This is a genomic window from Nonomuraea sp. NPDC049758, from assembly GCF_040674635.1.
Lineage (GTDB): Bacteria > Actinomycetota > Actinomycetes > Streptosporangiales > Streptosporangiaceae > Nonomuraea.
Genome location: NZ_JBFAMZ010000003.1, coordinates 1 through 21,732 on the forward strand (window position 1 = coordinate 1; position 21,732 = coordinate 21,732).

Annotated in this window: 16 protein-coding genes; 5 read left to right on the forward strand and 11 right to left on the reverse strand. The window is 74.8% G+C overall.

The features are described from left to right. Positions 1 to 780: 780 nt before the first annotated feature. The 3 genes from AB0J46_RS08075 to AB0J46_RS08085 form a co-directional block, all read right to left on the reverse strand. Positions 781 to 2,295 carry a heparinase II/III family protein gene (locus AB0J46_RS08075; protein WP_364328055.1) on the reverse strand — a complete coding sequence of 505 codons (1,515 nt, stop codon included), beginning with the start codon at positions 2,293 to 2,295 and terminating at the stop codon, positions 781 to 783. Between the two features lie 107 nt (positions 2,296 to 2,402). Further along, positions 2,403 to 3,467 carry a hypothetical protein gene (locus tag AB0J46_RS08080; RefSeq protein WP_364328058.1) on the reverse strand — a complete coding sequence of 355 codons (1,065 nt, stop codon included), beginning with the start codon at positions 3,465 to 3,467 and terminating at the stop codon, positions 2,403 to 2,405. Continuing rightward, positions 3,460 to 4,044: an RNA polymerase sigma factor gene (locus AB0J46_RS08085; protein WP_364328061.1), complete on the reverse strand. Its 585-nt coding sequence runs from the start codon at positions 4,042 to 4,044 to the stop codon at positions 3,460 to 3,462. The genes AB0J46_RS08080 and AB0J46_RS08085 overlap by 8 nt, the downstream gene beginning before the upstream one ends. Before the next feature lie 193 nt (positions 4,045 to 4,237). Here AB0J46_RS08085 and AB0J46_RS08090 point away from each other — a divergent pair, with 193 nt between their 5' ends. After that, positions 4,238 to 4,549: a hypothetical protein gene (locus tag AB0J46_RS08090; protein WP_364328064.1), complete on the forward strand. Its 312-nt coding sequence runs from the start codon at positions 4,238 to 4,240 to the stop codon at positions 4,547 to 4,549. Here AB0J46_RS08090 and AB0J46_RS08095 read toward each other — a convergent pair. The 5 genes from AB0J46_RS08095 to AB0J46_RS08115 all read right to left on the reverse strand — a co-directional run bounded on the left by AB0J46_RS08095 (position 4,536) and on the right by AB0J46_RS08115 (position 12,010). Further along, positions 4,536 to 5,486, reverse strand: coding sequence for a winged helix DNA-binding domain-containing protein (locus AB0J46_RS08095; protein WP_364328067.1), 951 nt, complete (start codon positions 5,484 to 5,486; stop codon positions 4,536 to 4,538). The genes AB0J46_RS08090 and AB0J46_RS08095 overlap by 14 nt on opposite strands. 8 nt (positions 5,487 to 5,494) lie before the next feature. Then, positions 5,495 to 7,555 (reverse strand): DUF3488 and transglutaminase-like domain-containing protein, encoded by a 2,061-nt coding sequence (locus AB0J46_RS08100; protein WP_364328070.1) that lies wholly within the window; start codon positions 7,553 to 7,555, stop codon positions 5,495 to 5,497. 212 nt (positions 7,556 to 7,767) lie between these two features. Next, positions 7,768 to 8,868 (reverse strand): DUF58 domain-containing protein, encoded by a 1,101-nt coding sequence (locus AB0J46_RS08105; protein WP_364328073.1) that lies wholly within the window; start codon positions 8,866 to 8,868, stop codon positions 7,768 to 7,770. Further along, on the reverse strand, positions 8,869 to 9,861 hold the full coding sequence (locus AB0J46_RS08110; protein ID WP_364328076.1) for a MoxR family ATPase: 993 nt from the start codon (positions 9,859 to 9,861) through the stop codon (positions 8,869 to 8,871). Positions 9,862 to 9,874: 13 nt separating this feature from the next. Beyond that, positions 9,875 to 12,010 carry a hypothetical protein gene (locus AB0J46_RS08115; protein ID WP_364328079.1) on the reverse strand — a complete coding sequence of 712 codons (2,136 nt, stop codon included), beginning with the start codon at positions 12,008 to 12,010 and terminating at the stop codon, positions 9,875 to 9,877. A 151-nt stretch (positions 12,011 to 12,161) separates the two neighbouring features. Here AB0J46_RS08115 and AB0J46_RS08120 point away from each other — a divergent pair, with 151 nt between their 5' ends. The 3 genes from AB0J46_RS08120 to AB0J46_RS08130 are packed head-to-tail and all read left to right on the forward strand — an operon-like array spanning position 12,162 to position 17,772. Then, a complete protein-coding gene (locus AB0J46_RS08120) occupies positions 12,162 to 13,361 on the forward strand; it encodes a hypothetical protein (RefSeq protein ID WP_358285113.1) in 1,200 nt (399 codons plus the stop codon). Next, positions 13,358 to 14,680 (forward strand): hypothetical protein, encoded by a 1,323-nt coding sequence (locus AB0J46_RS08125; protein ID WP_364328083.1) that lies wholly within the window; start codon positions 13,358 to 13,360, stop codon positions 14,678 to 14,680. Before AB0J46_RS08120 ends, AB0J46_RS08125 begins: the two co-directional genes overlap by 4 nt. Positions 14,681 to 14,724: 44 nt before the next feature. Further along, positions 14,725 to 17,772 (forward strand): chromosome partitioning protein ParA, encoded by a 3,048-nt coding sequence (locus tag AB0J46_RS08130; protein ID WP_364328086.1) that lies wholly within the window; start codon positions 14,725 to 14,727, stop codon positions 17,770 to 17,772. Positions 17,773 to 17,790: 18 nt separating this feature from the next. Here AB0J46_RS08130 and AB0J46_RS08135 read toward each other — a convergent pair whose 3' ends face one another. Together AB0J46_RS08135 and AB0J46_RS08140 are read right to left on the reverse strand one after the other, a co-directional pair. Further along, positions 17,791 to 19,107, reverse strand: a complete 1,317-nt coding sequence (locus AB0J46_RS08135) for an FAD-dependent oxidoreductase (protein ID WP_364328089.1) — start codon at positions 19,105 to 19,107, stop codon at positions 17,791 to 17,793. 74 nt (positions 19,108 to 19,181) lie between these two features. After that, positions 19,182 to 19,964: an MFS transporter gene (locus tag AB0J46_RS08140; protein WP_364328092.1), complete on the reverse strand. Its 783-nt coding sequence runs from the start codon at positions 19,962 to 19,964 to the stop codon at positions 19,182 to 19,184. Between the two features lie 128 nt (positions 19,965 to 20,092). Here AB0J46_RS08140 and AB0J46_RS08145 point away from each other — a divergent pair, with 128 nt between their 5' ends. Then, positions 20,093 to 20,719 (forward strand): HAD family hydrolase, encoded by a 627-nt coding sequence (locus AB0J46_RS08145; protein WP_364329583.1) that lies wholly within the window; start codon positions 20,093 to 20,095, stop codon positions 20,717 to 20,719. Positions 20,720 to 21,508: 789 nt separating this feature from the next. On the opposite strand, the gene AB0J46_RS08150 is transcribed toward AB0J46_RS08145, so the two are convergent. Continuing rightward, positions 21,509 to 21,703, reverse strand: a complete 195-nt coding sequence (locus AB0J46_RS08150) for a hypothetical protein (RefSeq protein ID WP_352357102.1) — start codon at positions 21,701 to 21,703, stop codon at positions 21,509 to 21,511. Positions 21,704 to 21,732: the final 29 nt, after the last annotated feature.

A 21,732-nucleotide genomic window follows, 5' to 3' on the forward strand; every position in this document is an offset into this window, starting at 1 on the left:
ATCCGCTGCCTGAAGCGCTACATAGCTCGCGAACTCTACCGAATCATCACAGCAAACGATCAAGAACATCCCGCTTGACATCCATAGGAGCATCCCGGCCTCACTGAACGCCGGGCCGACGTACTTCACGGACCGCCTCGGCCCGACCTGCTCTCACTGGGTGCCGCGACGACCTATTTCGCCGGTTACGTGTGGGCAGCCGAGCTCGACCGTCTCTTGGTGCTGCCGAACTGCACGAGGGTTCGGCGCGGCCCAAGAGACGGGGCGCGGGGGCGGTCCCAGCGGACGGGCGCGGTGGCGGGCTTTGGGGGGCAAGGGTGGTGGCGGGCAAGGTCCGGTGATGGTCCCGGCGGACGAGCTGTGGGCGACAGTCATGGCCCCAGCAGGACACGGTGCAGGGGGCGGCCCCGGCAAACGGGGTGGTGGCGAGCAGGGCGCGACGGCACCCCACCGACGGGTGCAGCCGGGTGTGGTGACGGTCCGGTGGACTGGGGGCAGTCGGGGCGGTGCCCCTGGGGGCCGGTCCGCGGCTGGTACGTGAGGCAGGGGCGCATGGTTCTTCCTCGGTGACGCTGTGCGAACGGTGCTGCGGTGTCCGGTGGGTGCCGACGGTGCTGTGGTGTCTGTCTGTTAGGCGCGGGCGGACGGTGCTGGTGTCTGGTGGGCGACGTCGCACGTCCGGTGCCGTGGTTCCTGGTCCAGGGCGTCTGCCGGGGGCGTGGGGGCTGGTGGTGAGGAGGGTGTGGTGCTGGCTGTCTGACCATGTGCACGGGGTGCGGGTCAGGGGGAAGGGGGCCATGGCAGGGGTAGGTGGGTGGTGGCTGGGGTGTCGGTGCCGGGGAGGATCACTGTCAGTACCTCGGCTGCGCTTCCTGAGGTGACCGTTACCGCCTCCGCCGTGCGCAGGTAGCCGGTGGAGACCGCAGTGGTCCCGACCTCCATGCCCGACGCGGGCCGCTGGAGCAGTGTGACGCGCCAGTCGCCGTCGCCGAGGACCACGGCGTCCGTCCGCCGTTCGACCAGTCGTAGTGCGGGGTCGAAGTGCCACAGGCTGCGCAGCGTCCCGGACGGGACCGAGTCGCGTACTGCCATCACGTCCTCGCCGTGCCTGACCCATACGCGGCGGGTCCTGGTCACCCCGTAGGCGTCGTCGGTCAGCTCGAACTCCTGGTGTCCGGGGGCGAGGTCGGCGTGCACCAGGCGGGTGGCCGTGCCGGGACGGAAGTCCCCGTCCGGGACGGGCACGTTGTGGGCCTGCGGGGTACGGGTCCAGGCCGCGTACTCGGTCCGTTCGTAGGAGTGGAACCCGGCCTCGACCAGGATGCGGCGGCCCTGGGCGCTGTAGGTGACGCCGAGGTGGTCCTCGTGGCCGTGCAGACGGCGGCCGGGGCCGAACCTGATCGAGTAGTGGGCCGAGCGCGGGTCGTCCCAGGCGGTCCTGCCGAAGACGTATCCGGCGTCGAAGACGCGTACGAGAGGGCCCTCGTGGGGGAAGCCGGGGGCGCGGGTGTCGGCCGGGCTGTCGCCGATGGGGGTCAGGCAGCCGTCGGGCTGGGTGGCGTGCGCGATGTAGCCCTCCAGGGCGGTCCGGCGGGCGGCGAGGCGGGCCGGCGGCTCGGCGCCGCTCTCGCTGATCGCGCGCAGGGCCACGCCGAGGCGGCGGTGCACGTACAGGCCGTAGCGGGGGGCCTGTTCGTGCAGCACGCCCTGGGCGTCGACGGCCAGTTCGGCGGATCCGGTCATCCTGCGTACGGCCAGGTCGCGCCACTTGGCGCGGCCGAGGCGGCAGCCGATGAGCAGCAGCCCGATGTCCTGGTCCAGCCCGTGGTTGTGGCCCGCGCGGTAGAGCGCGGGGTCGGCCAGGACCTCGCCGTGCTCGGCCAGGCTCGCCCACAGCTGCGGGGTGCGCACGTGCTCGCTCAGGCAGACCAGCACGGGCGCGCGCAGGGCGACGGCGTGCTCGGCCCACGCCCACGGGCTCAGCTCGTGGCCGCCGCGCGGGTTCCGGCTGATCCACTGCGCGGTCACGTCGGCGGCGCGCTCCAGGCAGGCCCGTTCGCCCGTGCGCTCATACGCGGCGACCAGCCGGCCCGCCCAGCGCAGCGTGTGCAGGTTCAGCGCCCAGGAGCGGTTTCCGTACGGGTCGGCGGTCCAGTCGATCTCCGTGCCGAGGTCGGCGGGCGGCAGGCCGGCGAAGCGGACCCGTCCGTCCATCACCTCCGCGACGTCGGCGGCGGGGAACTGGTCGCTCAGGCAGATGGCCCTGCCGGTGGTCGTGCGGGCACGCCAGAACACGTCGCGGCTCCTGTTTCGGGGCGCGCTGAACTCGCCGCGCGGCGGTCACGCGCCTGCCGGGGTGGGGTCAGCGGGTCGGGGTGGGGGAACGCGGGTCGGGGCGGGGGTCAGTGCAGGTTGGGGGCCTGGTCGGTCCAGCCTGCTGTGAGGACGATCTGCGAGCCGCCGGTCCCGCCCGCGTCGGTGCCGGCGAGGACCTGGGAAGTGGCCGGATCGATGATCAGCGTCCGCCGGACGCCGGTGGGGAGCGGATAGCTGAACGCCTCCCCGGGACGCCCCAGGGGGTCGGCGCGACCGCCCAGGTAGCGGACGTCGGGCAGGTCGGCCAGCGCCCGGTAGGCGGCGGCGCGTACGGCGGGGGGTGACGGCTTGCTCCACAGCAGGCCGCTGAGCGCGTCGGCGAGCAGGCCCGCCGAACCGGCGGGCAACATCGCGGCCACCCGCTCCTTGAGCGCCGCGGGGTCGGCGGGCAGCTCCTGGATCTGGCGGAACGTCAGGTCGCGGCCCGCCATGGTGAACGGCGCCCGGCCCGTCACCGGGACGACCCGCCCACGCCCCGCACAACTCCCCTCGTAGGCCGGCCCCGAGGGGGGCGCGGGGGTGATGACGCGGCCCGGGTGCGACGCGGAGGCGGCAGGGGTGGAGGTAGGAGCCGCCGCGGTGGGGGTGGGGGCCAGGGTGGAGGTGATGGTGAGGGCGGAGTTGGCGGGCGGGGTGGAGGTGCAGGTCCAGGCTCGGCCGTCTCTGGTGGCCCAGAGCTCGGTGAGGCGGTCGCCGTCGTGCAGCCGGCTGATGTGCCAGTAGGTCGCCTGCTGCCCGGAGGCCGCCGTACTGGCCGCCGCGAGCAGGATCGAACGGCCCGGCACGGCGGACGGCGTCCCTCTGACCAGCATGAGGGCCACGGTGAGGGCGGCGGCCGTGGCCAGGGAGAGCGCCGACAGCCGCGCCAGGCGCCGGCGGCGGCGCGCGGCCGCCACCCGCCGCCACACCCTGGCCTGGGCGTAGGGGGCGGGCGCCGGATGCCCGTACAGGTCCCGGACGGCCCGCAGGTCGTCACCGCCAGGGAACGAGCGCGGGTCAGGAGCGGGCTGGAGCTGCTCGGGAACGGAGGACGAGCGCGGGGCGGGAGCGGAGCCGGGCTCGTCGGGGGCGGGAGGGCGGGGGTCAGCCATGGGTGGGCTCCAGGACGTGCGTGCCGAGCAGGCCGCGCAGCTTCTTGCGGGCCCGGCTGAGCCGTGACCCCACGGTGCCGTACGGGATGCCGAGGACGGTGGCGATCTCGTCGTGGCTCAGCCCGGCGAGCGCGACGAGCAGCAGCACGTCGCGGTCGCGCCGGTCGAGCTCGGCCAGGGCGGCGGCCAGGTTGGGACGAAGGCTCTGGGCGCTGACCCGCAGGGCGACGGCCTCCTCGTGGCCGGGCGCGTCGCCGTCGGGGCCGCAGCGGCCGAGCGCCCGCAGCGTGCGGGCCTCCAGCCGGCGCTGCTTGCCGATGAGGTTCGTGGCGATGCCGTAGAGCCAGGCGCGCACGCCCGCCCGCGACGGGTCGTAGTGCGCGCGCTTGCGGAAGGCGGTCAGGAAGGTCTCGGCGACGATGTCCTCGGCGTGGTCGGGGCCGAGCCGCTGGGCGACGTAGGCGTGGATCTCGCCGAAGTACCGGTCGAACACCTCCTCGAAGCGCTCCTCGAGCGTGCGTTCGCCGGGCGCGCGGGCGGCCCACGGCACCGCCGTCGTGATGGTCTCCCCCGTCATGTCCAGCCTCCGTGCGTCAAGTGGTTCTTCTCTTATCACCCGATGTGCCGGATCACGTTCACGACAATTCCCTCTCAACGGTCACACGCCCTTCTTCCGGGCGGGCGGATGGCATGGGGGAGCTGGTCATCGCCCTGGTCGGGGTGGGACCGCGGGGGTTGTCGGTGCTGGAACGGCTGCTGGTCCGGCTGGCGTGACGGGGGCCCGGTGCCGCACCGGCGGGCTGGCGGTGACGCGGACGCCCTACCGGGTGGTGGACGCGCGCGGGCGGCCCGACCCCGACATCCACGCGCCGGGCGTGGCGACCGGCAACACGGGCTGGTTCACCGAGGTCGGCACGGGCCGGCCGGGCCGCGACAGCCCGTTCCGCCGGGACGCCGACGCCGTGGCCGCCGCCCTGCTCGGCCAGGACAGTCCCGGCCAGGACAGTCCCGGCCAGGACGGGCTCGGCGAGGACGGGCTCGGCCGGGAAGAGCGCGGCGAGGACGCGGTCAGCGGCCGCTGAGGAAGCGGCGGACGTCCTCGATCTCCGCCCGGACCGGCTCCTCGGGCAGCTCGCCGAACGGCTGCACGCTCACCTGCGCGCCCTTCCTGGACCACACGCCCGCGACCGTCCCCCCGGCCAGCACGACCGGGCGCAGGACGCCGCCGCCGGGGAACACCTTGGCGGCGTGCTCGGGGGCCAGGACGCCGTCCCGGCCGCGCCAGCCCATCAGGAACTCGTCGAAGGCGGGCGCGAGGCGCAGCACGGGCTCGCCGGGCTCGGGCGGGTCCTGGGCGGCGCTCGTCCGCCAGGCGGCGCGGGCCTCGCCGAGCGGCAGGCCGGACCAGGCGGCCAGGTCCTCGGGGGTGGCCGGGTGGTGGGCGCGGCGGTAGCGCACGGCCAGCTCCTTCAGCGCCTTCCCGCGGTCGGGCTCGGGGACGACGGGCGCGCCGAGCCAGTCGCCCGCGTGCACGTACGTCGGCTTGCCCGCCCTGGACGGGCCGAGCACCGCCAGGCCGTGATGGGCGGCCAGCGCCATCAGGTGCACGACGCCCTGGCCGCGGGCCCGTCCGGAGAGGCGTTCCGTCAGCTCGGCCTTGGTCAGCGGCCCCTGGCCGGCGAGCGCGTTCGCGGCGAGCGGGAGCAGGTCGTCGCCCGTGACGCCCTCCTGCCGCAGGCGGCGCAGGGCCGCGGCGTCGCTGCTGGTGAGGGTGTGGATCCAGGGGAGGTCGTCGGCGTGCACGAAGTGCAGCGTGCCGCGCGGGCCCCACGTCCTGACGATCTCGCGGGCCTGCCAGGCGGCTTCGATGCCGGACGGGGTGAGGGTGGCCGAGCGGGCACGGAAGGCGAGCAGGGCGGAGGGCACGTCCTGGGCCTGGATCGCGGTCAGGTGCCGGACGACGTCGGCCGCGGTGAGGCCGGGCGGGCGGTGCAGGAGCTGGGCCTCGACGCTTCTCATGGACGGGATCATCGCAGGAGGAGGCGGTCGCGCAGGCGGGTGGGGAGGGGGGTGCGCGAGCGGGCGGCACAGCGGACGGCGTCGCTGCTGTCCCATGCGCGGGCGGCGTCGGCGTCGGTGACGTCGTCGGGGGCGTACCGGACGAAGTTTGAAATTTCGGCCAACGGCCTGAGATGGGTGGTGATGTCGGGTGGCTGGCCGGTCAGGACGTCCTCGGCGGTCAGCGTCCGCCTGCCGCCCAGCCGCAGGTCGTCGCAGGTCTGCCGCCAGGCGCCGAGCACCCGGTCGCCGGGCGCCCCGCCGCGTCTCCTGGACCGCCTGCGCCACCAGGGCAGCACGGCGGCCGTCACCGCGTACGCCACCAGGAGGCCCCCGCCCACGGCGGCGGCGAGCCCCCAGGGCGACGGCCCGCCGCCGGGCCGCGCGCCCTGTTCCCCGGCCTTCGGGCGGGCCGTGCCGGACCGGTCGCCGCCCCCGCGCGTGAACTCGCCCTCCAGCTGCTCGCTCTCCTTGATCGACGAGGAGACGACGTCGTGGTCGTCCTTGGCGCCGCTGCGGCCGGGCGTGGGGTAGAACGGCCGCCAGCCCAGCCGCTCGAACTTGATCTCCGCCCACGCCATGACGTGCCCCGACCTGACGTGGTAGATCCCGCCGGACGCCTGTCCCGGCCGGAAGCCCACCACCACCCGCGACGGCAGCCCGAGCGTCCTGGCCATGAGCGCGAACGTCGCCGCGAACTGCTCCGACGTGCCCCGGTGCGTGGTTCGCAGGAAGAACTCCAGGCCCTTGAGCGAGTGGCCGGGCGGCGCGGTGACGTCGTAGGAGGCGCTGGTGCGCAGGTAGCTCTGCAGCCGGTACGCCTGCTTGATCGGCGCGTCCGCGCCCTTGGTCGCCTCCTGCGCGAGCTCGCGGAACAGCTTCTCCTGCGGCCCGGGCGGGAACGCGGTCAGCGCGGCGTCGTCGTGCGCGGGGGTGGCCGCCAGCAGGTCCTCCTTGGACGGCTCCGGCACCCTGGACGTCACCTCGTAGGCGAATCCCTTGCCGGGACGCCTGCCGGTTCCCGCGGCGGGGTCGGCCAGCAGGGCGCCGCTCTGCGGGTCGGCGGCCAGCCCGGGGACGCCGTCGACCTCGACCGGCCGTTCGGCGGCGGGCAGCCACGTCCCCGGCAGCCCGGTGAAGGTCACCCGCTGCCGGACGACCCGGGCGGCCCCCGCCCACTCCCCCTCGGGGACCCGGCCGCCCGTGGGACGGAAGCGGGCCCCGGACGTCCAGCGCACGCCGTCGTAGCGGTCGAGCACGGCCAGCCGCCAGTTGAGCGGCTTGTCCGCCTTGACGGTGAACAGCTCCCTGTCAGGGATCTGCAGCCAGCCCGACACGCGGTCGAGCGGGCTCACGCTGTCCACCCGCCGGGGCGGCGGCAGTTCGGCGTCCTGCCTCGGGTCGTACGGCTGCGCCGCCACGGGCAGCAGCGGCCCCACCGCCAGCGCCAGCGCGGCCAGGACGGCGGCGGCGGGCAGGCCGCCGAGCAGCCAGAGCGGCGAGCGGTCGTCGCGGACCAGGGCGAGGGCGGCGACGAGCACGAACAGGGCGGCGGCTACCGGCAGGTTCGAGCCCTCGCCGTCCACGCCGAGCAGCAGTGCGGCGGCGAACACGGCCAGAGCCGGGACGGCGGCGGCAATGCGGGTGCGGGTGCGGGTGAGGGTCTCGGCGCCGATGACGGCCGCGGCCCAGACGAGCGTGTGCACGAGGACGAGCAGGCGCGGCTCCGGCTGGGCGGGGAGCAGTGTGGTGAGCAGCGCGTGCCAGGCGTCGGCCAAGTCGGCGAGCACGCCGGGGGCCAGGCCGTGGTAGAGCGGGATCGTCCCGGCGAGCCAGGCGAGGAGGTCGAGCGCGAGCGCCAGCCACAGGGGCCGCCGCGCGGTGAGCGCCGCCACCAGGACGGGGGCGACGGCGGCGGGCGCGATCGCGAGCAGGAGCTCCGCGCCCGGGAAGACCCGGTGGAACCCCCACCCGGCAACCCCGGCCACGGCCGCCACCACCACCAGCCCGACGCCTCCCCGCCACCCCACCCCGAACGCGGACGCGGAAGGGACAGCAGCGGGCGCCGCTACGACGGACGCAGGAGAAACAGGCGCGGGCGCGGGCACGACGGGCCCGGGAGAAACAGGGCCGGGCGCGGGAGGGACAGCAGCGGGCGCGGGCCCTACAGGCGCGGCAGGGCCGGAGGTGGGGCCGGAGGTGGGGCCGGAGGTGGGGCCGGGGGCGGGGGATTGTGGGGGTGTCATCGGGGGGTCCAGGCGAAGGGGAGGGCGGCCAGGTCGGTGAGGGGGATGACCGTGACGCCGGGCACGCTCACCGGCCCCGGACCGGTGTACACGCAGATCACCCGGTCGAAACGCCGCCGGACCCCCGCCGCCCGTCCCGCCTCGGCCGCGTCACCGGTGACCAGCACCAGCGACCCGCCGCCGCGCGCCACCCGCATGATCTCCCCCACGCCCGCCGAGCCCGGCCGCGCCAGGGCGAGCCGGTCGAGGATCGCGTCGGGGTCGGCGTCGGCCTTGGCGTCGGCCGCCGCCTGCTCGCCGGTCAGCACCCGCACCGGGAACCCCGCGCGGGCGGCCGCCACCGCCACGGACGCCGCCGCGTCGACCGCCAGTTCGGTCAGCTCCCGCGTGTCCAGGACGACGGTCGTGGTGGGCAGGCTCGCGTCGATGAGCTGACGCACCATCAGCGTGCCGGTCCTGGCGCTGGAGCGCCAGTGGACGTGCCGCAGGTCGTCGCCCACGACGTACTCGCGCAGGGTGTGGAAGGTGACGGTGCCGCTGGGGGCGTTGTCGCTGGTGGGACCCTCCAGGTGGTGGGCCCGGCCGGACGGCGGCACGGACAGCGCGACGGTGCGCGGGCGGACCAGGAGGGTGACGGCGTCGCCGTACCGGCGCACCCGGCGCGTGAGGCCGAACGGGTCGGCCCGGACCAGCAGCAGCGGCCCGACCGGGATCTCGCCGCGCACGTCGGTGGGCAGCGGGTAGGAGACGGTGCGCGCGGCGTTCCTGGGCAGCCGCGGCAGGCCGATCAGGTGCTCCGACGTCCCGACGCGGTCCTGGACGCGCAGCCCCGACAGGCCGCGCCGGCCCCGGTTGACCACGTTCAGCACCGCGACCGCCGCCTCGCCCCTCGGCACCTTGAGCGGCGTCACCTCGCGCCGCACCTCCAGGTCGGGCGCGGGGGCCGTCCAGGCGAGGGCGGCGGCCAGGGCGAGCACGCCGCCGGTGGCCAGCACGACCGGCTCGGGGTAGCCGAGGGCGAAGCCCGCCGCGTAGAGCGCCGCCGAGCCCGCGAGCGTGGCCCATCCGAGCGGGGTGAACAGGGCCGTGAGCCGCATCTACGCCGCCTGCGGCACCGGCATCCCGGCGAGGATCTCGCCGAGCGCGGACGCCGCGCCGATCTCGCGCAGCTCGGCCTCCGGCGTGACGATCAGCCGGTGCGCCAGCACCGGGACGGCCAGCGCCTTGACGTCCTCGGGCACCACGTAGTGCCGCCCGGCGGCGGCCGCCCTGACGCGGGCGGCGCGCAGCAGCGCGAGGCTCCCCCGGGGGCTCGCGCCCAGCCGCAGGTGCGGGCTGGTACGGGTGGCCGCGCACAGCCCGACGATGTAGTCGTAGACCGGGTCGGCCACGTGGATCCGGGAGGCGAAGTCGATCATCCCGGCCACGTCCGTCGCCCGCGCCACCACCGGCAGCCGCTCGACCTGCGGCCCGGTCGGCCCGCCCTTGAGCACCTCGACCTCCGAGACGTGGTCGGGGTAGCCGACGGAGATCTTCATCAGGAACCGGTCGAGCTGGGCCTCGGGCAGCGGGTACGTGCCGTCCATGTCCACCGGGTTCTGCGTGGCCACCACCAGGAACGGCCGCGGCACCGGGTGCGGCTCGGCGTCCACGGTGACCCGGCGCTCCTCCATGACCTCCAGCAGGGCCGACTGGGTCTTGGGCGAGGCCCGGTTGATCTCGTCGGCGAGCACGATGTTGGCGAACACCGGGCCCTGGTGGAACTCGAACTTCTGGTGCGCCTGGTTGAAGATGGACACGCCGGTGATGTCGCTCGGCAGCAGGTCGGGGGTGAACTGGATGCGCCGCCACTCGGCGTCCACGCTGGCCGCGACCGAGCGGGCGAGGGTGGTCTTGCCGGTGCCCGGGACGTCCTCGATGAGCAGGTGGCCCTCGGCGAACAGGCAGATCAGGGCCAGTTCGACGGCCTCGTGCTTGCCGCGGACGACGCGCTCGATGTTGCCGGCCAGGAGCTGGAACCGCTGGGCGAACTGGCCGGCCAGGGCGGCGGGCTGCTGGGCCACCTGGTCCGGGTAGGTGTACTGGGTCAACCGGTCCCCCTCCTCAGTCGGTGCACTCGAAGAGCGGCGGCGCCGGGAACGAGCCGCGGGGCGTGGTCATGAGCGTCTCGCTCAGGTAGGCCACGCCGCCGTTCCACTCGATCCTGTTCCAGACGTCGCTGGTCTCCTTGCTCTCGTCCTCCGTGACGCTCTGGCCCTTGACCTGGCAGATGACGGTGATCGAGACGTACTGCCCCTTCGGGATGCGGCCCGCCTCGCCGGTCTTCGTCGCGGCGGGGCGGACCAGCGTGTCCACCACGTTGTTGTTGGCGTTCTTGTACTGCTGCCTCGGGTAGGTCAGGTCCACCTCGACGGAGGCGACGTCCGGGCTCTCCCCCGCCTGATTCGTGGCCTTGAGCTTGAAGGCGTACTTCGCGTTGTTCTTCAGCCCGTCCACGCTGAACGACGTCCCCTTGATCGCGTCGTTCGCGGCCGCGCCGCTGAGCTGGTAGGTCACGCTCGGGTCGCCGTTCTCGGGGGCGCTCCAGGTCAGCTCGGCGCCCCGGTTCCTGGGCCTGGCGGCGAAGTTCGACGGCGCCGCGGGCGCCACGCAGGGCCTGGCCCCCGCGCTCCGCTCCGACTCCACCTCCCCACCCGGCCAGTGGGCGACGACGACGAAGGTGTACTCCTGGGCGCAGTCGCCGCCGGTGAACTCGAACTGGAAGGGCCCGTCGGCGTCCACCGACTGCGGTTCCGGCCGTCCCTCGCCGGACGCCTTGAGCGTGTAGCGCTCGACCTTCCCGCCGGTGGACGGGCTGAAGGTGACGGTCACCCGGCCGGGGCCCGACCGCGCGGTCACCGCGCCGGGCGCGCCGGGGGCGGCGGTGGGCGTCGGGGTCGGAGTCGGGGTCGGGGTGGTCGCAGGGGTCGGCGTGGCCGTCCTGGCCGGGTGGCGGGGCCGCTCGGTCTGCTTCGTCCTGGTCGGGTCGGGTTCGCTGGTCTCGGGCGGATCGTCCGGCGGCGGGTCGGGGACCGTGGGATCGGGGCGCGGGGTCTGCTTGGGCTTGGGGGTGTTGGTCGGCCCCGGTACGTCGGAGTCGTCCTTGTCCACGTCGTGCTTGCGGCCCTCGGGGTCGATGACCAGGGCCTTGTCGCCGTTCTCGTCGTTGGCCCAGAGCAGGCCGTCCTTGACGAACACGTCCACCGGGCCCGGCCCGTCGGCCACCTGGAGGGTGGTGGGCCGGCCGCCGGCGGCGCTGTCCCAGACGATCAGCGCGCCACGGCTCTTGTCCGGTACGTACACCTTGGACCCGAGCACCTGCGGCACCCCGAGCCCGGCGGGGTCGCCGGTCGCGAATTTGGTGCTGAGCACGGCGTTGGAGGAGGTGTCGAGCACGACGAGCAGCCCCGAGCCGCCCGGCGTCAGCACCGGGACGAGCGGGCCCTCGGTCGAGGCCGGGGTGAGCACGCCGCCCTTGGCCGCCCGCGCGACCTCCTTGGGCAGGGCGATCTCGCCGACGCCGCCGTCCGCGCCGACGGTGACGGCGGTGGCGGCCCGCGTGTTGACCACGACGGGCAGGCCGCCGGCGATGGTCACGGCCAGTTCCTCGCCCGGTTCGCCCACCTTGACGGGGGTCGCGGCGACGCCGCCGGACACCGGCACGACCTCGCCCCTGGCGGTCACCGGCACCCACAGCCTGCCGCCGCCGTCGATCCTGGCCGCGCCGAGCGGGCCGGGCAGGGTGACGGGCGCGCCCACGGCGTTCAGCGTGACCGGGTCGATGCGCTGGACGCGGCCCGCCGCCGGATCGACGGCGTAGGCCGTGCCGCCGGAGACGGCGAGCTGCGTCCCGGCCGCGCCGAGGTCGCGGGTCTGGGTGACGGTGAGCTGACTGGGCTCGACCCGGCTGACGAAGCCGGTGCGGTCGTCGACGAGCAGCACGTTCGTGCCGTCCTGGACGACGCGCAGCTGCTTGCCGGCCTTGTCGTCGAGGTAGCCGTCCACCTCGCCCGACAGGCCGTTCACGTGCACGACCCTGCCCTTGGCCTTGGTCCACAGCCACGCGCCGACGTCGGCCAGCTCCGGATTGGCGCTGGAGACGCCCACGCCGAACCACGCCGCCGCGGCCACCAGGAGCACGGCCGCCCCACCGGCCATCAGGGCCGTCGCCCGGTCCCCGCCGAGCATACGGATGGACAACCGTTACTCACCCCGTATGTACGATCACAGAGAGTTTGCCCCGCTTTAACCTGGATCACCCTAGCGGGCAGGAGTCCCATCCGCGTCCGTACCGGCTGGTAGCCCGCGCCGGGTTCCGTGTCTGTCGGTGTGAAGCCGTACCTTAGTGCGCGTGTCCGAACAGCCCCTGACCCTCGACGCCGCCCTCTCCGAGGAGGCGGTGCTGTCGACCTACCGCCGCATGTTCGCCGCGCTGGCCCGCGACAGCGGCGCGGTGGTCGACGACCCCGCCCTGGTCGACATCGCCGAGACGCTGTTCGCGGCGTTCGCCGAGGCGGGCGAGGAGTGGCTGACGCACGAGCAGATGCGCTTCGCCTGCCGGGCCTACCCCAGCGACCAGTTCGACAACCGGCTGCGGGTGCTCAAGGGGCTCGGCGCGATCCGCGAGGTGTTCCCCAAGCCCAACCAGCTCCGCTACCGCGCCTCCTTCACCAGCGTCGTCGGCCTGATGTTCATCCGCCGCATGATGGACGACGGCGGCCAGTCCGAGATGCACCGCCTGCTCGCCCTGGAAGACCTCAACGTCGCCGACCCCCGCACCACCGGCGAGGAGGCCCGGCAGAGCGCGGTCAACCTGGCGCGCGCGTTCCGGCTCTGGGCCCTGGAGCTGATCACGCTGACCACGGGCACCATCGAGGAGCTGCGCGAGCAGGCCCCCAAGCTCTGGGGCACCGAGGAGATCGCCCGGCGCGCCCAGGGCCTGCACGGCACGATCCTGACCCGCTGGCCCGAGCTCGACCGGGTCTGCACCGACCTGCGCGCGTCCATCTACTCCTACAGCGACGCCTCGCGCCGCGCCGCCGGCCGCCTGGCCGACTCGGCGGGCACGACCCGCAACCTGACGCTGCTGCCCACCGAGACGTGGCGCACGTTCGCCCAGACCGCCTCCAAGGAGCGGCTGGCCTCGGTGCTCGACGGGTTCGTCTTCGACGCGCCCGCGCCGTGGCACGATCCGGCCGCCGTCGCGCGGGCGGTCGACGAGGCGCCGCGGCCGGCTCCCGTCCAGCCCACTCCCCCGCGTTCGGCGCTGCCCGACCCCGGGCCCGAGGGCTCGCTCGACTCCTCGCCGGGGGCCGCCGTCGAGCGGCTCACGCAGGTGGCCGAGTCGCTGCTCGGCGCCGCCTCGCGGGTCGCGCTGGCCGACGTGATCGGCTCCGACTGGCCCGCCGCCCGCCGCCTGCTCGCCGACCTGACCACCGCCGACCTGCGCCCCGAGCTCCCCTACCGGCTCACCTGGTCCGACGGCCTGACCGTCGACCCCGACGGCGAGCCCGCCTGGCTGTCCCACGGCTACCTGGAGCGCACCTCATGACGTCCACCGGTTCTCCGGCCTCCGAGCGCGGCCGGTCCGCCGGTCAGGCGCTCGCCCACGCTCGGGCGCGCTCCGGCGGGCCGCTGCGGCTGGGGGCGGGCGTGCCCGCGCCCGCCGGGATGACCCGCCTGACCCGGCCCGACTCCACCGGGCACGCGCTGCCGGTGTGGCCCGACGGGGTGACACCGTCGCTGCTGGAGGAGTACCAGATCGCCGCCGTCCCGGTGGAGCGGGCCGGCGAGACGCGGCGGGTGCTGGCGGCCACGCTCAAGTGCTGCTGGAACGATCTGTCCGTCGATCCGTGGCCCGGTGACCCGGCGCCCGTCGAGCTGGTGCTCGACACCTACCGGGCGCTGATCGGACGCACCGACGACCTGATGCGCAACTGGGCGAGAGGCGCGCTGCGGCGGCTGCACGACTCGGCGTGGATCGTCCTCGACGACGGGGTGGTGACGCTCGGGCCGCGCTGCGCGCTGTGGCCGGCGGAGTCGCACGCCCAGTTGCAGGAGCTGGTCCGCCGCCTGCCCGAGCCCGAGCGGCCGGAGCTCACGGTGGTGGGCGACGCCGACATCGTGGCCGCGGCGGTGCTGCCCCTGCCCGGCGCGGGCGGGCGGGCCGAGCTCGGCGTGGCGGAGTTCGACGACCTGCTGGGCGCCTACGACGAGCGGCGGCGGGCCGAGCTGGTGGCCGCGTTCATGGTGGTCGAGCACGCCGCCGAGCCGGTCGCCGAGGGCCGCTTCGCCGCGCTGCGCGATCCGGCGCTGCGCCACACGCTGGGCGAGATGCTGGCCCGCCGCGGCCGCGTCCTCATCCAGCTGCGCGAACGCTGGACCTCGGGTTACGACGACACCCACACGGCCGCCCTGGCCCAGCCCCCGTCCCCCGCACCCGAGCCGGAGGCGGCCCTGGAGACGGCGGGCGCGGAGGCGGCGGATCGTCCGCCGGCCGTCGCGGGGCTCGGGGTGAGCGAGCGGGCGGTGCTGACGCTGGTGCTGGTGCACTCGGTCGCGATCCCCCGGGCCGAGGGCCTGCTGCCGGAGGACTCCTGGCTGTCGCCGCACCCCACCCCGGTCGAGGAGCTGCGCCGCCACACCCAGGTCCCGATCGGCGAGCTGGAGTCGGCGCTGCGCACGCTGCGGCACGCCGGCCTGCTGGCCCAGGTGAAGGCCGGGGAGGAGGCCGGCGGCTACGTCCCGGGCCCGCAGTTCCACCGGCTCACGCCGGCGGCCCGGCGGCGGCTGCAGGAGGAGCTGATCCTCGCCGCCGGCCCGCACACGCCGCTCGCGGCGGCCGTACGCGCCCGCAGGTCGGCGCAGTGAACGTCATGACAGATGGAAGGGTTACGGGGGTTCGGGTGTCGCAGATGGAGAACGTCGTCGGAGACCGGGTGCTGATCGCCGTGCAGGCGGTCAACATCTCACGGCTCTCGACCCATCCGGTGCCCACGGTCCCCGGCACGCTCATCGTCGTCGCGGGCGCGGGCCCCAAAGACTCCAACGGCGCGGGCAAGTCGTCGTTCATCGCCTCGATCACGGCGCTGCTCGGCGACGAGCAGTGGCGCTTCGCCTCGGGCGCCAAGGCGGTCTCCGAGCTGCTCTTCAACGCCGAGCTGGCCAGCGGCGCGGGCGCCCGCCAGTGGGCGAGCGCCGACCACGGCTACATCGTGGGCGTCTTCGGCCCGCCCGGCATGGACTCCTTCGCCCCGCCGCCGGCCCCGCCGGAGCCGGTCGCCGCGCCCGACCTCACCCTGACCGAGGCGGGCGAGGAGGGCGAGCAGGACAGCGGGGAGCTGTTCGAGGTGCCCGACACCTCGGGCGGCGCGATCACCGTGTGGCTCAAGGTCAACCAGGAGGCTCCGCACCTGGAGATCCGCTGGCGGGAGGGCGTCCATCTGGCCGCCTCGCCGTCCGAGGCCGAGCGGGTGGCGCGGGCCGACGAGATCTGGGCGTCGCTGCCGAGATCGGCGGGCAAGCGCGACGTCGTGGCCCGCGACCTGACCAAGGTGCTCTACGGCGACCGGGTCAGGTGCGTGTCGTTCCTGTCCACGTCCGTGCGCAGCAAGGTCGCCACCAACCTGCTCTCCCAGCCGCTCAACGAGATCTCCCCCGAGCGCGTCTTCGAGGCCATCGCGGCGCTCACCGGCCTCGACGCCGAGCTGGAGCAGGAGCGCGAGGCCCGGCGCGACGAGCACGCCAAGCGGGTGCGGGCGGCGCAGGCGTCCGACCGGCTGGCCGAGTTCGAGGTGGAGTCCAAGGCGCTGCTCGGCACGTTCGACCGCCGCGACCAGGCCCGCGTCCGTCTGGCCGAGGCGTTGCGCTGCTGGCGCGGCAGGCAGGCGCGCAAGCTCGCCGACGCCGCCGCCAAGGACGAGCTGCTGGCCGCCGACCTCGGCCGCCACCGCGCCGCGGGCGAGTCGGCGGCCGAGGAGATCGCGCTGGTCAAGGCCGAGATCGCCACACTGCGCGAGGACACCCTCGACCGCCAGGTGTCCCAGGCCCGCAAGGAGCTGGCCGCCCTGCAGGCCCGTACCACCAAGCTCGACGCCGACCGCGCGGTGGCCGAGAACTCCGCCGACGAGCTGCGCGCCGCGATCCCGGCGCTGGAGGAGACGCGCAGGTTCGCCGACGGACGCGACGTGCCCGCCGCCGAGGGCGAGCTGCGGCAGGCCGGGCTCCGGCTCAACGAGGCGCTCAAGGCGCTCGGCGTCGCCGATCAGGAGGTGTCCTCGGCGCGGGCGGCGCTCGACGACGCCGAGGGCGGCCCGGCCGCGGCCCAGCTCGACGCGCTGTCGGCGGCGGGTGTCGGGGCGACCGGCCTGCTCGACGCCCTCGACGTGGCCGAGCAGGCCCGCGACGCCGCCCTGCCCGGCGCCCGCCTGCGCGGCTGGCCGCACGAGCACGCCGTCATCGTCGACGCCGCGCGGCTCGGCGAGGCGGCGCAGGCCCTGGCCGCGCTGCCCGGGTCCGTGCTGGTCAGCGCGGCCGGGGTGAGCGTGGTGGGGGCGTTCGACGGGGTGGCGACCGGGCGGGAGGCCCGCATCAAGGCCGCCGGCCAGCGGCTCAACCGCGCCGAAGACGCCCAGGAGAGCGCCGCGGAGGTGGTGCGCGAGGCCGAGGAGGCCGTCGCCGAGGCGCAGCGGCGGCTGGAGGGCGCGCGGGCCGGGGTGCGGCTGGCGGAGCTGGAGGCCAGGCTGGCCGAGCGCCGTGACCGGCTCGTCGGGCTCAACGCGGCGATCGAGGAGCTGGCGCCGAAGGTCGCCGAGGCCGAGCGGCAGGCGGGCGCGCTCGACTTCCGGGCCCGTACCCGCGACATGGAGATCGAGCGGCTCGACGGGCGGCGGCAGCGGCACGAGAGCGAGCGGGCGCAGGCCCGCGAGCAGGAGGCCAAGGTCACCGGCGAGCGCGAGGCGCTGCGGCTCGACGCGCTGGCCGCCGACTGGGGCGGCACGGTGGAGACCGCCCGCGAGTGGATCGCGGCGCTGCCGGAGGAGGAGCGTCCGCGCGCGGCCGAGGAGTGGTGGCGCGTCGCCGAACGCCACTTCGACCAGGCGCTGCGCGACACCTTCCCCGAGGAGGACGCCGAGATCCCGGAGGAGCTGGCGTTCCTGCTGTCGGAGCGGGGCGGCAGCACGGCGCGCGAGCAGGCGACGTTCGCGGCGGTGTGCGGGTCGCTGGCCTCCTACCTGCGCGGCCAGGAGGAGTACGAGAAGCACCAGCGGCGGCAGATCGAGGCGCAGGTCGTCACCCGGCAGCGCGACCTGGCGGCGGCGGCCCGGGGCGCGGAGGAGGCGGCGCAGTCCACGGCCGTCCACCGGGCGGCGCTGACGGCGGCGATCAAGGCGAGGCTGACGCGGGTGGCCGAGGAGTTCGAGAAGCTCGACACCTCCTACGGCGGCTACGGCGCGACGCTGGAGTTCCCGGTGCCGCCCGCGCCCGCCGACCCCGAGCAGCGCTGGCAGTGGCGGGTGACGCCGAAGTGGCGGCGGGGCGAGGGGCAGGGGTTCGTGCCGTACAACCGGCGGGCCAACACCGCGCTCATGGACGAGAAGGCCGTCAAGCTGGTGTGCGCGGCGGCCATCGCCTCCTCCGGCGGCGGCCATCTGTGCCTGGTGCTCGACGAGCTCGGCCGCAACCTGGGCAAGGAGCACCGCAGGGAGGCGGTCGCGCTGTTCCGGCGGATCGGCGAGACGTACGGCATCACGGTGATCGGCGCGCTCCAGGACGACATGGAGCCGTACGCGATCGACGCCTGCGGCCAGTACGTCAAGCTGCGGCGGTCGTCGGACGCGATGCCGTACAACGAGCCGCCGGTGATCGTCGGCCACGACCAGCACGCCGAGCGGGTGCGCGCGCTGGCCGCGTACGTCGACCGGGGCCAGCCGGTCGGTCAGCCGGTCGAGCAGCCGGTGTAGCGGCGTGGGGTGGGCGGGTCAGGCGGCGCGGCCGAGGTCGTCGGCCGCCAGGGCCCGGCGGAAGTCCTCCCCCGCGTGCTCGATGGCCGTGAGCTGCACCGCTTCCCGCCGGAACACCATCGACAGCCCCCAGTCCGCCAGCACCCGCGCCTTGTGGTTGAACGTCGGCACCCACGCCAGGTGGTACGCCCGGTGCGCCAGCCACCCCAGGAACCCGGTCAGCCGGATCGCGTGCACCTGGGCCACGCCCTGGTGGTGGCCGAGCCCGGCCACCGACCCCAGGTACGCGTGCCGGTACGCCTTCAGCCGGCCTCCCCTGACGTGGGCCGCCAGGTTGCGGGCGAGCAGCTTGGCCTGGCGCACCGCGTGCTGGGCGTTGGGCGCGGTGAACCGGCCCGGACGGGTCAGGTCGGGCACCGCCGCGCCGTCGCCGGCCGTGAACGCGTCCGCCAGCCCGGCCACCGTCAGGTATTCGGTGGCCCGCAGCCGTCCGGCCTCGTCCACGGGCAGCCCGCTGTCGGCGGCGAGCGGGCTGGGCCGGCCGCCGGCCGCCCACACCAGCGTCCCGCTCTCCAGCGACGTGCCGTCCGACAGCCGGGCCACGCCGCCCTCGGCAGAGTTCAGCCTGGTCTCCAGCCGCACGTCCACGCCGCGGGCGCGCAGCGCGTCCACGGTCCAGCGGCCGAGGCCGGGGTGGAGTTCGGGCAGGATGCCGCCGGTCGCCTCGACCAGGGTCCAGCTCAGGTCGGCGGGCTCGATCCCGTCGTGGTAGCGCAGGGCCTCATCGGCCAGCCCCTGCATCTCGGCCAGCGCCTCGACGCCCGAGAACCCGCCGCCGACCACCACGAACGTCAGCGCCCTGCGCCGTACCAGCGGGTCGTCGGTCGAGGCGGCCGCGGCGAGCTGGGCCAGGACGTGGTTGCGCAGGTGCACGGCCTCGCCGAGGCTCTTGAACCCGACCGCGTGCTCGGCCAGCCCCGGGATGGGCAGCGCGCGGGTGATCGACCCGGCCGCCAGCACGAGGATGTCGTACGTGAGCGTCCTGGCAGGCCCCTGGACCGGCTGGAACCGCGCGGTGCGGGCCTCGTGGTCGACGCGGGTGACGTGGCCGGTGAGCACGCGCGCGCCCCTGAGCACCCGGTTGAGCGGGGCGACGACGTGGCGGGGCTCGATCGTCCCGCCGACCGCCTCGGCCAGGAACGGCTGGTACGTCATGTACCCCCGCGGGTCGACCACGGTGACCGTCACCTCACCCGACCGGATCAGCCGCCGCAGCCCGCGGGCCGTGTACATCCCGACATATCCACCGCCGACGATCAGAATGTGCTTGCTCATCGTCCGCTCCTCCTCATCAGGTTCTTCACCAGGAGGACGGGACAGCCCCGGCGGATGTGACAGGAGAACCCGGTCTATCGCAGGGAGATGTCGCCGGTCTCCGGCAGGGCGAGCAGGCAGAGCAGGCTCAGCAGGGCCATCGCCGAGACGTACAGGCCGACGCCCATGACGCCGAGGCCGCTGGTCTGCAGGCTGGTGGCGACCAGCGGCGGCACCGCCCCGCCCAGCACGCCGCCGAGGCTGTAGGCGACCGAGGCGCCGCTGTAGCGGAACTCCGTCCTGAACAACTCGGGCAGGTACGCCCCCATCGGCCCGAAGATCAGCCCCATCAGCCCGAGCGCGCCGGCCAGCGCCACCCCAGCCAGGACGACCGACCCGGTCTCCATCAGCGGGAACATCACCAGCCCCCACGCGACGGCGACGGCCGTGCCGGTGAGCAGGGTGCGGCGGCGGCCCAGCCGGTCGCTGACCACCGCCGAGACGACCGTGCCCGCCGCCATGCACAGCACGCCGACCACGCCGATGGCCGCGTACCCCGGCAGCAGGCCGATCGCCACCGTGGACAGGCCCATCACCAGCAGCGAGACGACCAGCATCGACTTGCGGCCGACGCGGTCGCCCCAGTGACCGAACACCGCCGACCCGAGCGGACGCGAGACGAACGCCACCGCGAACGTCGAGAACGCGGCCAGCCGGCCGGCCACCGGATCCATGCCGGGGAAGAACGCGGTGTTGAGCACCAGCGCGGCGGCGGTCCCGTAGATGTAGAAGTCGTAGAACTCGATCGCGGTGCCCATGAGGCTGGCCATGGCGATCCTGGTCGTGCTGGGCGCCGAGACCCGGGGGGAAGTCTTCACTTCATGTCTCACTGTCCGGACTGACATCTTGTCAAGCGATACAACGACGCTACCACCTGCGCAATGTCACACAGCCGCCCGATAGATTCGTCGCAAACGTCGCCTTTTGGGAGGACCGCACCTTGGCCGTGGAACTGGTCATCTTCGACTGTGACGGGGTACTCGTCGACAGCGAGCGCATCTCGGTACGCGTGGGCACCGCCGCCCTGCGCCGCCTGGGCTGGACGATCGACGAGAGCGAGTACGCCGATCGCTTCGTCGGCTGCAGCAACGAGTACTGGGACGAGCAGGTCGGCGAGACGCCCCCGGGCTGGCACGACCAGATCACCCAGGAGTACCTGGCCGCGATGGAGGCCGAGCTGCGCGCCATCGAGGGCATCGAGTCCGCCCTCGACCGCCTGGACATCCCCTACTGCGTGGCCTCCAACGGCCGGCACGCCAACGTCCGCAACAGCCTGGAGCTCACCGGTCTGGCCCGGCGTTTCGACGGCCGCGTCTTCAGCGCCGAGGACGTCGCCCGCGGCAAGCCCGCCCCCGACCTGTTCCTGCACGCCGCGGCGACGATGGGGGCCGCGCCGGAGGGATGCGTGGTGATCGAGGACAGCCCGTTCGGGGTGCGGGCGGCGATGAGCGCGGGGATGCGCTGCCTGGCGTTCGCGGGCGGCCTGACGCCCCCCTCACGCCTGTCCGGCCTCGGCGCCACCCTCTTCCACGACCCCACCACAATCCCCGACCTGATAGCCACCCTCCCCTGACCCCACCCCGCCCCCGACACCCGCCCGTGGCCCCTGCCCGTGCCTCTGCCACCCGGCCCCTGCCACCGGGCCCTGCCCGTGCCCCCGGACCGGCCCCACCCCTTACGCCGTCCTGACCGACTCCTGCCCCTCCCGCTGGCCCAGGGGGACGCCCCCCTCCTGACACCCAGAGGAATGCACCGCCCCTCCTGACACCCAGAGGAATGCACCGCCCCTCCTGACACCCAGAGGAATGCACCGCCCCTCCTGACGCGCCCCGACCGCCCCCTCTGCCTCTTTACGCCCCCACCCACCCCCTCTCAACGCCCCTACCGGACTCCCGTCCTACTTGCCGCCCCGCCCCCCGACCCCGCCCAGCCTGATGCCCCACCTCCCCGACGGAGGCAGGGGGCGGGCAGCCGGGTCCAGGCGATGGGGGCGGAGCGAGGAAACAGGGGCTGCCGGGGTCTCACGAGGGCCGGTCACACCTCGCCGCACCGGCCGAACGGTCCAGCCCCAACGGCGGGGACCGCAGGTCGGGCGACAGGCAGGGGGACATCGGGCTGCCCTGGCCTCATGAGAAGGACCGGTCACAGCTCGCCGCACCGGGCGGACGGTCGAGCCCGAACAGCCGGGGGCCCAGGTCAGGGCGACCGGTAGGCAGCGGGCCGCCCTGGCCTCACGGGAAGCAGGCAGCCGCACTTCGCGCCGCCGGGCGGACGGACGAGCCCGAATGGTCAGAACACGTGCAATCTGGGTGACTGGCAGGGGGACGTCGGGGCAGCAACCGGGGTACCGAAAGGGGATCGGTCACAGCTCGCCGTAGCGGGTGGGTGGGCAGGTGGGGTCGAGGCGGTCGGCGGTGCGACGTAGGGAGTGTGCGAGCCGCGCCCGTACGGCGACCCGCTCCGGATCCCGCCTGCGCGGCGCCCCCGGCAGGGCCGCGTCGAGCGAGTCGCGGAACCCCATCGCCGTCCGGTGCGCGAGAACCTGCATGGCATCCACGTCTCTCCTCCTTAATCAATTAAGACCTT